Below are 12,057 nucleotides of genomic sequence, written 5' to 3' on the forward strand. Positions count from 1 at the left end.
AATTATAGTAACATTTCAACTAACTTTTGTAGATCGTGCTTTTCAGGTATTTCTGGCAACATATTAATATCGAACAAAGCTTGATCTTTGTACTCCTTAACCATAACCTGTGATGCATCAACACCATTATCAATTACTTCTTCAGCTGTTATAGCAAGATTTTCTTCACCAGTTTTACCGGCCTCGGCAATATCGTTCATGAAGTTTTGACCTTTTTTACCAATCGCAAATATAACAGGTAAAGTGAATTCACCATTTTGTAGCATGTACAATGGTCCAAATTCGGTTTTAGATGTGTTAATTCCTACAAGATCTAGTATTTCACTCTTTATTTGATAAGCAATGCCAATAGTCTTACCAATTTCACCGGCTGAATCAACTATTATATCAGAGGCATGAGCAGCTTGAGCACCGAATCGACAAGCAAATTCAAACATTATTGCACTACGACCTTCAACACGTTTGATATATTCCGCAATATCTTCAACTGGCTTAATCATTTCTTCATCGGCCATTAATTGTTGTGTGGTAATTTCTTGGATCGCATCAATTTTACCTTGCAGAGCGTCATCGTCGGCTGAACATTTTCTTAATTCCACATCAATTAAGTCAGAAAAATATTCGACCATGAAATTCAATTTTATAGAATCAGGTCCAGCTTGATGTCGGCGCATCATTTCATTTCTTATATAAAACATTTGAGTTACTGCTGCAGCTGATTGTAAGGTGTTTTCTTTTAGTGACTCTGTTTCTCCAAATCCGGAGAATAGGTAGAAGAAGGCACTGTGCAGGAATCTACCGGATTTTAAGAAGCCACTAGCCTCTGTAATAATATCGTCTTTGTTAAGTTCAATTAGGTGAAGAATATAATCTTCAAGATTAATCAACTTTGGGTTAAGATGTTCGAATTGTTCGAATGGGGATGCCATTAGAAAGTCTCCTTACTTAAATTTGTCAATTTCAACTTCAATATTTTCTGCGATTGGTAAGAACACTGAACCGAAGAACTTTTGTGAATCAAATTTATTTTCGTTTTCGATTAAGTCATTTGATTTTTTCCAGGCATCATTTCGCATAATTGCTGCAAGACTTTTACGCAATGTTTGAATATGTTTTTTAAGTGAAGGATTCTTAGTTCCGTATGCCTGAAGGTAGAAATATAGAATTTCATTAAATGTATTATCAAGCACATAAAAAAAGGTATTTCGCATTTCAGCAAGATTCATCATTTGTGCAAATGGCATATCCTTTAGTATCTGTTCTTTTGTAAATGAACTAGATGAAGTAATGATGGAATTGACTTGGCTCATATCAGCTATGTAACTAGAATAATGTTCAATTTGATCCTTTTTTAGATCAATTCCCAATTTTTCTTTGATTTCAGATTCATTGAGTGGTTGAAGTTGTTTCATAGTCATTTTTTTAACATCTAGACTTTCTTCAACTAGTTTCTTTTCAATCGCCTTTAAAATAGTTTGGTTTTCATTAAGATACTTCATTATTACAGGCCAAATATGATCATTGAATGTTTCATTAAAGTGATTAAATAAATCGTCAGTGTAAACATTTAGGATTTCTTTTTTTGACGGATATTCTTTTACATGAGAAGTGAATTGAATTACCAAAGGGAATCCATTCCTGTTATCTGGATTACCAACTAAAACACCAGTATCTTTTCTTTGTTCATTTTCCCATTGTTTTAATTCATCAAGATCGAGTAACCCCAGTGGCATTATTGTTATCTCAGAATGAGTACACAAAATTTGTAATGCAAATGGGGTAATCATCTTTTGCGTTTCAGTGAATGATTTCAAGCTGACACGTAATTTTTTTTGATTATCCAAGTGATCCTCTGGGTCAGCATAAAATGCAGAGGATTGAATGGGTGCATTTTCAAAACGACCACTTATTTGTTTCTTTAAGTCATCAATATCCATGGTTAATTCTCCTCTTTACTATTTACATCAGGATCTTTACTATATATTTTTTTGAGTTCATCCAATTTTTTTTCACCACTTTTGGTCAATGTAGCGGATTTAAGAGTAGCAGTAGCTAAAGAATAATTGGTTATTTCTTCAAGAGACAAATCATTGAACCAACCTTTGTCAGTAACTTCTTCAATTGTTTGATAAAGTTTTGATTGTTTATTTAATTGACGATTAGAAGTGAAATAGTTACGTTTTACATCATTAAGTAATTGATAGATTGCTTGTTCAGTACTTACATTTTCAGCCATATATTGAGTTCTCCTTATTATGCTAAATAAATCATTTCATATATTACTTATATTCTAGCGTTTTTCTTATAGATAAAAAATTAGTGAAATTCCTAAGTTAAAAAAAGTTTTTACTGCGTTATGATAAAAAAGTAATAATATTAATATATTGGAGGAATATTTTAATGGAAAAGAAAATTTTGGTAAGTGGATTACATTGTGAGAATTGCCCAAGACATATTGCTGAATTGATCAAGGACGCAAGGGGTGTAGAGAATCTAGAAAAAGATATGGATAAAATGACTCTAACAATTTCTGGTAATTCAGATTTGGATGTTAATGAAATCAAAGAAGATTTAAGTAGTAAGCCTTTTACTGTTGAGGAATTGATTTAATGAAGCAAATGACTACAAAAAAAGCTCAGCTTCTTGGTGTTGAGCTCAATTTAATATCGTTATTATTTAGTAGTATCAGTCCGGTTTTGAACAAATTTTCACTGGTTAGTTTGAATCCGGTTATTGGGGCATTATTTACCAGTGTTTTCGCGGCGATATTCAATTTGATATTGATATTGGTTATGTATCATGACTTTTCAATTATCAAAAACAAATGGGTGATTGCACTTGGATTATCAAATGCAATCGGAGTCATTTTGCAATATATCGCTTTAACGCTTCTAAGTCCTGTCACAGTTACTTTGATTGCTAGAATATATTTGGTATATGTATTTGCGCTTTCATATATATTTTTGAAGGAAAAATTGGTTAAGTGGGATTACTTAGCTATTGCAATGTGTATTATTGGTTCAGTCTTTGTCTCAACGGGACGTATTCAAATTGACAGTATCTGGGGTATTTTATGTGCGTTTATTTACCCTCTAATGTATGCAATAAATAATATCATAGCCAAATATTTGGTCGAAGATAATAATCCTGGTAATGTATTGTTTTATAATCATTTAGTTTCGGCTGTTTTATTATTCGTATATGCCTTGATTATTCCAGGAACATTTGGGGGTATTCAAGCTAAGGCTGTAACGTTTAATTTCTTTGGCGCATTTTTCAATGGATTTTTGTCATTGTTATTATTCTATACAAGTTTGAAATTCATCACTGCTGGTAAAGCAAATATAGTTCGTGCCTTAGGTCCAATCATTGTTATTGTATATTCTTATTTCTTCTTCCCAATTCAGATAAGTTCAAATATCATTGTCGGTGCATTATTGTTAATAGCATCTACAGCGATAGTTACATTTACACGTTCGGATACAAATTAATGATGGAACTCTTTTTTTACTCAAATTTGCAGTGAAAACGCGTGCCAAAACACAATTTTCTCCGTCTAATAAAAAGGAATCGATACTTACTTACGTAATTATCGGTTTCTTTTGCATTGTACTCGAAAACTGAACGTGTTAAGTCGCGCTCTGATTATTTGCGTTAATGCTCGGAAATTACCCGCGCATTTTCACACTCTTTTAATTAATTAGGTGTTTTTACCAATTCAAACCATTTTCAAAATAATAGATAATAAAATTAGTTAATTATCTAATTCACAAAGCTGTCTATAATATTTTGGAGGTTTCATCATGGAAAAACTATATGATCATTATGATCGATTACATGATTATGTTCGATTATCAATAACTGATAGGTGCAATTTAAGATGTGTCTATTGCATGCCTAAGGAAGGTTTGCCGTTTTTCCCAACTGATAAGGTTCTATCACAAGATGAGATCGTTAAAATGATTGAAAATTTTGCTGAAATGGGAGTATCCAAAGTTAGAATTACTGGTGGTGAGCCATTACTTAGAACTGACGTAGTAGATATTATTAGACGAATAAAGAATGTCAGTGGAATCGAAGATGTCTCGATTACTACAAATGGTTTATTTTTAGCAAAAAAGGCTGCAGCGCTGAAAGAAGCTGGGTTAGATAGATTAAATATTAGTTTGGATACCTTTAAAGAGGACCGTTATAAGGAAATCACTCGTGGTGGAAATATTGAACAAGTATTAGATGGAATAAATACTGCAAGTAAACTTCACTTTAAGAAAATCAAGTTAAATATTGTTCTTATTAAGGGACAAAATGATGATGAAATTTTAGACTTTTTAAATTATACAAAAGACCATGATGTGAATGTTCGTTTTATTGAATTCATGCCAATTGGTAATGCAGAAAAAACCTGGAAGAAAGAATATATTGGCCTAAAAAGTGTTTTTGATATTTGTGATGAAAATAAAATAAAATATCATCCAATCGATTTAAGTGGAAATGGACCTTCAGATAACTATCAAATCGAAGGATTTTCAGGAAGCTTTGGTTTGATACATCCAATTAGTTCCAAATTCTGTGAGAATTGTAATAGGCTAAGAATTACTGCGGATGGCTATGTTAAGGCATGTTTGTATTGGAATGAGGAAATTGATATTCGCAAGGCAATTCCAGATAAAAAAGAATTCAGAAGATTGATACAAAAGTCATTGGATAGAAAGCCTCTGAATCATGAAATGGCGATGGACGAGGAAGATAGAATAATTGATAAGGCTCCTACATGGCGTCATATGAGTCAAATAGGTGGTTAAAATATAATAAATCAGAAGTTTTAGTAAAAAGTTGGTATAATAGATAGCGATTGTAAAATAATTATGAGTTACATAGTGTCAGTCGTTTGTTCAATTCTCTTTAGGAATCTATGCAAAACTTTGGAGTGTGAATGTTGAGAGAAATAAATATAGATGTATTTATAAAAAGGCGTAAGGAATTAAAATTATCACAAGTAAAGTTGTGTGAGGATATCTGCACACAAGCCACATTGAGTAAATTTGAAAATAATGGACGTGTGCCGTCATTAACAATTTTAAATAAATTGTGTGCAAGACTAGGACTTATGGTTGATGATTTATATCAAGATTCTATGGCTTCTACTGCTAAAATAAGAGACCTATTGGATCGTGCCGAAAAAGAATTAATGATGGAGAATTATCAAACCGTAATTGATATCTTGGCAAAAGTGAAACCAGAAAAGATTGAATTCGTTCCACTTAAAACACAGTTCTACTATTTACGTGGTTTGTTGAACGCTTTGACCAATCAAAAGCCAGTAGATATAATGTTTGATTTCTCACAAATTCTTGATGACCTAGATGATAGTCATCAATCTATTTTTACACAATTGGCGTACTTGGGATCTGGTGTTATGTATTCTAGAGAAAAGCAGAATGATAAAGCTGATTTCTATTTTAGTAAAATTTTTGATTATATCAAAGAGAATCAAGAAAAAACTGAAGTTAAAGAAGATAAAGATAATCATTATTTAAGAATTTTAACCTTGATATTCTTTACTGCTGAATACAATGCATCTAAAGGTAAAATCAAAATTAGCGATGAGTTAGTCAAGATGGGGATAGACTTATGTTCTGAATACCATGTGACATATTATTTACCAAGACTGAAATTACAAGCAGCACAAAATGCCATTAGTGATAATAAATCCACAACAGAGATTGAGAGATTGATGAATGAAGCACTCGCCTTTGCACATATCAATGATAATCAAGTGGTAGAGGTTCGTGTTGCTGCTTTGAGAACACAGTTTGAAAAGAATAAATAAAAAGAGTGTGAAAATGCACAGGTAATTTCCGAGCATTAACGTAAATAATTTCGGTATTCATGAAAGTGAATATCGGAATTATTTTTGTTAAGTGGAAGAAATTGTGTATTTTCACACGTTTTTGTCTATAGGATCAAAACTCAATTAAATGGTGATGAATGGCATATCTAACAAGGTCTGCACGGGTATCTAGCTGCAATTTACGAATAATATTGGCTTTATGTGCTTCAACTGTTTTTGTATAAATAAACATTTGCGATGCAATCTCTTTGTTTGAATAACCTAAGGCAATTAGTGGGAAAATTTCCTTTTCACGCTTGGATAAGCCATTATATCCTTTGAGATCAACGTTTATACCGTCGGAATTAATCTGTTGAATATCAGATTTTGTTATCATAATATTTTTATCAATATAATTTTCACCATTAGAAAGTGACTTCAATGCTTTGATCAATTCATCATCAGATGAGCTCTTCAATACATATGACATGGCACCATTATGAATTGCTTTATTAATATATTCTTGTTCTTCATGCATGGATAGAATCAGTATTCTAACATTGGGATATTTGTCATGGATTCTCTGTGTTGTAAGTAATCCACTTTCACCAGGTGGCATACTAAGATCCATGATTAAAATGTCCACGCCACCTTGTTCAACTCTCATATAGGTGTCAGTTCCGTTAGCTTCTTCTCCGATGACTTTAAAATTGGCTTGTTGATTTACTAAAAAAGATAATCCAGATCTAACGACAGCATGATCGTCAGCAATCAAAACTTTATACATAAATTTCCCCCCTCAAACTATTGGAAACTTAACAGTAACAGTAGTACCCTCATTTACTGTTGATTTAATGTTAAAGGCACCATTTAACGCTTTAACACGTTCGTTCATATTCATCAAACCCAGTGAACGTCCATTAAATGTCTGATGTTTTGGTACATCGAAACCGTCACCATCATCGATTACCTCTAAGGTTATAAAGTGATCGTGTGATACTAGTAAAATAGAAATTTCATCAGCATTTGCGTGTTTTAAGGCATTGTTAATTGCTTCTTGAGCTATTCTATAAAGTACACTTTGAATATCATTTGAAAGGCCACTAGTGTCAGCGCTTCCAATCACGTTGATCTCAACGCCAGAATTTTCTTCAAGACGTTTGGACAGAACACGTAACGCAGATAAAAGTCCAAAACTATCAAGAACAGATGGACGAATATCTAAAGCCATTCTTTTAACTTCGGTCAGGGTATCATTGAGCTGAGATTGAATCACACCAGTGAGTTGATTCAAATCATCATTGGACATTTCTGTATTATTTAGGCGTCTAACTCCCATAATGGCAGAGTAAACTCCTTGTGCAATACTATCGTGTAAATCTTCGGAGATTCGTTTGCGTTCATTCTCATTAGCGCGGTTGACATATTGTGTGAGTTTTCTTTGTTGAGCCAATTGATCCATTCGATTGATCGTTCCACGATTTTTTAAGGTTAGTGAGAAGACATGACTGTCTTTATCAATAACGTTGTAAATCATGAAATAAGAAAGGGGATGGGGCATGTCTTTGGCAAGAGTGATAGGTATAGAGACCTGTTTCATCTTATTTTGAATAATGCAGTCAAAGCAATTCTCTGTCGGTGAGAATTTTTGCTTGATCGATGAGTCGGCAACCTCTAAAAGATATTTGGGGTTCATTTTTAGTTCTTCCTGTAATTCTTTAGCCATATGATTACTTACAATTAATTCATTATCTTTAAAAATCATGATGGCATCTGTAGATTCATTAAAGTAATTATTTATCCATTGTGTAGTTTCAAGCAAAAAAAATCAGCCCCATTCTCCAAAATTGACGAATCAAAGATATTGGGAGAGAGTTTGGGCTGTTTTATTAGAAACCTCTATATTTGAGTGATACCCTGCAAGTAAAACACCAATAATAATACCTGTATTTGCAATGATAGGTACTGCCACGGCACTGTGTAAGTGTTCATTTTGTGCAATTGGAGTATACATTTTATTAGAGTATTCATATTCTATTAAATTATTGTCCCAAAATGGTTTGCCGGTTCGAATTACTAGACCAGCAATCCCAATACCACTTCTTAAGACGATTCTTCTAAATCTTTCATTAGTATTACCGGCGACAAATTGCCATTTAATAGAGTGTGGAGAGTTATTTGATTGAATTGCAATACCAACAAAATCAAATTCTTCGTTTTGATAGATTTTATTTACCAAGTCCTGATAATCAAATTGGTTATTTGTCTGTTCTAGATTCACGTCTTATTCCTCCTTTATAGTAACATTTTTGACTTTGATAAAACATTGATTTTGACGGTATTTATTTAATATTGGAATATTTTACGAATATTTTTTTATATATAATATTAAAAAATATCATTTTTAGCAAATGAAACGGGCATACATTGGATTTCTTGTGTCAGGAAATCCTCTAAGTCAAAATTGTCCAAATTTAAATATGATGTTAAATTATTTGAATCAATTAGAAAGTGACTGATGGTAAAACAATTCTGATCAATAGTTGTGGCAAAACTATTTTGATTATCAGAAATTATAGAAAGTACTTCTTGATTCACATGACTATTAATAGGTGAGATCGTTAAGAATTCTACAATACCATTATATTGAATACTGGCACTATAAATATCTGAGAGACTACCATAATTTGTAAATGGTGTTACATGTTCAATAACTTTAACGTTTTTTTGGTGATTAAATATTTGTGATATTACTTGAAAGTCTTTATTTGAAGTTGGGATAATGATATTAGAGGTCAATAGTCTCAATTTATTTACAGATAATTTTAAGCTTTCAATTGAGTCTTTAGATAATTGCTCGTTTAAAACCAATCCAATCATGATTTCCTCCTGTGCACTGTATCAATCAAATTTGAAGTGTCCACTTTTACCGCCGTCTTTTTCGACTAGATGAACATCTGTAATAATCATGCCACGATCGATGGCTTTACACATGTCATAAATAGTTAAAAGTGAAGTTTGAGCAGCTAATAGAGCCTCTATTTCAACTCCCGTAACATGTTTTGTTTTGACTTTTGTAGTAACTGTTATTGTTGTGGAGTTATCATCTTCAAAATGTATATCCACGCCAGTTAGTGGGATTAGGTGGCACATTGGAATTAATTGACTAGTTTGTTTAGCTGCCATGATTCCAGCAACTTGTGCTACTGCTAAGACGTCACCCTTTTTGATTTTTCCTTCTTGAATCCTCAAAATAGTTTCATGTTGCATCTTGATTTTGCCGGTGGCAATAGCAAATCTAGAAGTAATTGATTTATTGGTGACATCAACCATTTTTGCTCTATTTTGATTATTAAAGTGAGTCAATTCAGCCATTTTGATACCTTTCTTATAATTACTTTTAAATGTTTCCCGTTCAAAGTATAGCAAGCAATTTCAAAGATAAGTATTAGGGGAAATGCTAAAAGAATAGAGTGTGACAAAACACGTTCAGTTTTCGTTTATAAGTCCAAAGAGCCGGTATTTACGTAAGTAAATATCGGTTTTTTGGACTTATAGGGAGAAAATTGTGTTATGGCACACGTTTTCTTTTAGATTTATATGGAAAAAGTTACGTTTTCACTGCGAGTTTGATTAGAACAATATTCTTACAGAATCCTTTTAAGTATTTGCTGTTTAGAAGCCTTATCGGCCATTAATTTGGCCTCACATTTGTAATCACAAGCAGCACATTTACCTTGTTTGGATTTTTGAGTAACTTTGAATATCTCATATCCGGCAAGTCCCACAATAATAGCGGCAATTAATATATTAATAAACAATGTCATTTTTTTAACCTCGAATTGTCTTAGAATAATAAACTTCCTATTTGAAAAATTATAAATGATAAGGTGTAAGCAATAAAAAGACTGGAAAAAATGGAGTAGATTGCCCATTTAGTAGAGCCGGTCTCAGATTTAATTGTTCCTATTGTTGCGAAACATGGTACATATAACAAAATAAACACTAACAATGCATAAGCAGAAACAGGCGTGAACATTTGCCCAAATGTTGCTATTAAGGCGGTTTGACTCGTTGTATGGAAAAGAACCATCATACTTGAGCTAATAACTTCTTTAGCCAAAATACCAGTGAATAGGGCACTAATTGCTTCCCACGATGTTATACCGATTGGGGCAAAGACTGGTAACATAACTTTTCCTAATAACGCTGAAAAGCTATGATCAATATTGGTTATGAATCCAGTTGGACCAAAATTTGATAAGAGCCAAATCAAAACTGTACCAGCAAAAATAACTGTACCAGCTTTTTTAACAAATCCCTTACTCTTATCCCAAGTTCCACGCCAGATTATGTCTAATCTTGGTATGTGGTATTTAGGAAGTTCAACGATAAACACGGTACTGTCCTTAACATGGAAGACCAACTGATAAAACTTAGCCATGCCTAAAGCTACGGCAATACCCAAGAAGTAGATTGATAAAACTACTAAAGCTTGATTTCTGGGGAAGAATGCTGCTACGAATAAACTGTAGATAGGTAGTCGTGCGGAACAACTCATAAATGGTGAAATTAGAGTTGTTATCAAGCGTTCCTTTGGCTGCTCAATTGTTCTAGCAGCCATAATTCCAGTCACGTTACAGCCAAACCCGATAATAAGTGGGATAAATGCTTTACCATTTAGACCGATCATTTCCATGATACGATCAGTTACAAGTGCGGCACGAGCCATATATCCGGAGTCCTCTAATAATGAAATACAAGCGAATAAAGCAAATATTTGTGGTATAAAAGTTAAAACGCCACCAACTCCGGCAATTACACCGTCAACAATCAATGATCTTAGAAAGTCCATTGCACCAATACTTGTTAAAAATTGATTGGCAAAACTAGAAATAGGTCCTGATAACAGTGCATCCAATTGATTTGACAGTGGTGTCCCAATCCAATCAAATGATATTTTGAACATCAAATAAAAAATTGCAATAAAAATAGGTAATCCTAGAATCGGATTTGTAACAAACTTGTCGATTCTTGAAGTCATCTCAATGTTTTTAGTATCAGATAAGTTGTTCTTAGCTTCTGCAAGGGTTGAATCGATGAAGTTTAGTCGTGTTTTGAATATTTTATCTTCAAAGTTTTGTGCATCATAATAGTCCTTTTGTGATAGTAAAGGTGTTAAATTATTATGGAGTGCGTATTTACGAATGCTCTTATTCTTGTCTATATATTGAATAGCAATCCAACGTGCAAACGATTCTTTCATATCGAAGTCAGCAATTAATTTCTCACTTGCTTGACGAATAGCTTGTTTAATCATGAAAGGGTAATCAAGTTCTAATGGGCCTTGGGGAATTTTGTCGTGTGGAATATTTAAGAGTTCCTCACGAAGTTGTTTGATACCATCTTTGTTTCTGGCATTGGTTGTTTCTATATGACAACCTAATCTATCAGATAAAGTATCAATATCGTAATATATTCCAGAACGTTTCAAATCATCAATCATATTTAGAGCGATAATAACTGGTGTTCCATATTCAAGTAATTCTATTGATAATAGAAGATTTCTTTTTAACTGACCAGCATTAGTAACGTTCAAAATCAAGTCTGCATCATCTGTTAATAAATAGTTGATAGCAACCGATTCATCTTTTGTTAAAGGATTTAAAGAGTATACACCAGGAAGATCAGTCACCATGACATCTGAGTGCTTGATGGTACCCATTTTCTTTTCAACCGTTACACCAGTCCAGTTGCCAACATAGGCATATGAATCGGTAATTTGATTAAAGATAGTAGTTTTACCAGTATTGGGGTTGCCCATCAAGGCTACAGTAGTCATCAAATATCCTCCCCAGCTAGCAACTTGAAGACTTTATAACGAATGCCAATTTGCTGGTGATCAACTTCAACGATCACAGGTCCATGCAATGGGAAAAATCTGATAACCGTCATATTGCTATTGTTGTGAATACCAAGACTATGAAGACGTTGCATGGTTTGATCATCTAATTCTTCAATATTACAGACTGTAAAAACTTGATTGATCACTGGTTCAGAAATCAATTGCATGATCTTACCCTCCTAAAGTGATATTCCAAAAATGAATAAAGTATATAGTTTTTTAAAATCATAAACTTATATTGATACGTCATATTATGACACGTTTCATTTTGTTTGTGTATGGGCAATTTACCTAATTTTATTTAAAATTATTTTAGGTAGAA

The 12,057-nt window shown here is 32.9% G+C and carries 15 protein-coding genes; 4 read left to right on the forward strand and 11 right to left on the reverse strand.

Translation table 11 applies throughout. The annotated features are described in order from the left end of the window. Nucleotides 1-2: 2 nt before the first annotated feature. The 3 genes from BTM29_RS08805 to BTM29_RS08815 are packed head-to-tail and all read right to left on the reverse strand — an operon-like array spanning nt 3 to nt 2,236. Complete coding sequence (locus BTM29_RS08805) at nt 3-929, reverse strand: polyprenyl synthetase family protein (protein WP_076616279.1); 927 nt, start codon at nt 927-929, stop codon at nt 3-5. Between the two features lie 12 nt (nt 930-941). Beyond that, nucleotides 942-1,937, reverse strand: coding sequence for a hypothetical protein (locus tag BTM29_RS08810; RefSeq protein ID WP_076616283.1), 996 nt, complete (start codon nt 1,935-1,937; stop codon nt 942-944). Nucleotides 1,938-1,939: 2 nt separating this feature from the next. Next, nucleotides 1,940-2,236 (reverse strand): hypothetical protein, encoded by a 297-nt coding sequence (locus BTM29_RS08815; protein ID WP_076616287.1) that lies wholly within the window; start codon nt 2,234-2,236, stop codon nt 1,940-1,942. A gap of 164 nt (nt 2,237-2,400) precedes the next feature. Here BTM29_RS08815 and BTM29_RS08820 point away from each other — a divergent pair, with 164 nt between their 5' ends. The 4 genes from BTM29_RS08820 (at nt 2,401) to BTM29_RS08835 (ending at nt 5,830) form a co-directional block, all read left to right on the forward strand. Beyond that, nucleotides 2,401-2,610, forward strand: a complete 210-nt coding sequence (locus tag BTM29_RS08820; RefSeq protein ID WP_076616290.1) for a heavy-metal-associated domain-containing protein — start codon at nt 2,401-2,403, stop codon at nt 2,608-2,610. Beyond that, entirely contained in the window at nt 2,610-3,491 is an 882-nt protein-coding gene (locus BTM29_RS08825; RefSeq protein ID WP_076616293.1) for a DMT family transporter, read from the forward strand. Before BTM29_RS08820 ends, BTM29_RS08825 begins: the two co-directional genes overlap by 1 nt. A gap of 312 nt (nt 3,492-3,803) precedes the next feature. Continuing rightward, nucleotides 3,804-4,802, forward strand: a complete 999-nt coding sequence (gene moaA, locus BTM29_RS08830) for a GTP 3',8-cyclase MoaA (protein ID WP_076616297.1) — start codon at nt 3,804-3,806, stop codon at nt 4,800-4,802. A gap of 143 nt (nt 4,803-4,945) precedes the next feature. Then, entirely contained in the window at nt 4,946-5,830 is an 885-nt protein-coding gene (locus BTM29_RS08835; protein WP_076618854.1) for a helix-turn-helix domain-containing protein, read from the forward strand. A 133-nt stretch (nt 5,831-5,963) separates the two neighbouring features. Here BTM29_RS08835 and BTM29_RS08840 read toward each other — a convergent pair whose 3' ends face one another. From BTM29_RS08840 to BTM29_RS08875, 8 genes are all read right to left on the reverse strand, one after another. Next, nucleotides 5,964-6,617, reverse strand: coding sequence for a response regulator (locus BTM29_RS08840; RefSeq protein ID WP_076616300.1), 654 nt, complete (start codon nt 6,615-6,617; stop codon nt 5,964-5,966). Nucleotides 6,618-6,629: 12 nt separating this feature from the next. After that, nucleotides 6,630-7,652: a sensor histidine kinase gene (locus BTM29_RS08845; RefSeq protein ID WP_076616303.1), complete on the reverse strand. Its 1,023-nt coding sequence runs from the start codon at nt 7,650-7,652 to the stop codon at nt 6,630-6,632. 33 nt (nt 7,653-7,685) lie between these two features. Continuing rightward, nucleotides 7,686-8,111, reverse strand: coding sequence for a GAF domain-containing protein (locus BTM29_RS08850; RefSeq protein WP_076616306.1), 426 nt, complete (start codon nt 8,109-8,111; stop codon nt 7,686-7,688). A 107-nt stretch (nt 8,112-8,218) separates the two neighbouring features. Next, nucleotides 8,219-8,710 carry a hypothetical protein gene (locus BTM29_RS08855; RefSeq protein ID WP_076616309.1) on the reverse strand — a complete coding sequence of 164 codons (492 nt, stop codon included), beginning with the start codon at nt 8,708-8,710 and terminating at the stop codon, nt 8,219-8,221. Nucleotides 8,711-8,731: 21 nt separating this feature from the next. After that, the gene (moaC, locus tag BTM29_RS08860; RefSeq protein WP_076616312.1) at nt 8,732-9,205 is read right to left on the reverse strand and encodes a cyclic pyranopterin monophosphate synthase MoaC; all 474 of its coding nucleotides are present in this window, start codon (nt 9,203-9,205) and stop codon (nt 8,732-8,734) included. A gap of 272 nt (nt 9,206-9,477) precedes the next feature. Next, nucleotides 9,478-9,657, reverse strand: coding sequence for a FeoB-associated Cys-rich membrane protein (locus BTM29_RS08865; protein ID WP_076616315.1), 180 nt, complete (start codon nt 9,655-9,657; stop codon nt 9,478-9,480). A 20-nt stretch (nt 9,658-9,677) separates the two neighbouring features. Beyond that, on the reverse strand, nt 9,678-11,672 hold the full coding sequence (gene feoB / locus BTM29_RS08870) for a ferrous iron transport protein B (RefSeq protein WP_076616318.1): 1,995 nt from the start codon (nt 11,670-11,672) through the stop codon (nt 9,678-9,680). After that, nucleotides 11,672-11,902: a FeoA family protein gene (locus tag BTM29_RS08875; protein ID WP_083685965.1), complete on the reverse strand. Its 231-nt coding sequence runs from the start codon at nt 11,900-11,902 to the stop codon at nt 11,672-11,674. Before BTM29_RS08875 ends, feoB begins: the two co-directional genes overlap by 1 nt. Nucleotides 11,903-12,057 lie beyond the last annotated feature (155 nt).

Source organism: Companilactobacillus allii (genome assembly GCF_001971585.1).
In the GTDB taxonomy this organism is placed as follows: domain Bacteria; phylum Bacillota; class Bacilli; order Lactobacillales; family Lactobacillaceae; genus Companilactobacillus; species Companilactobacillus allii.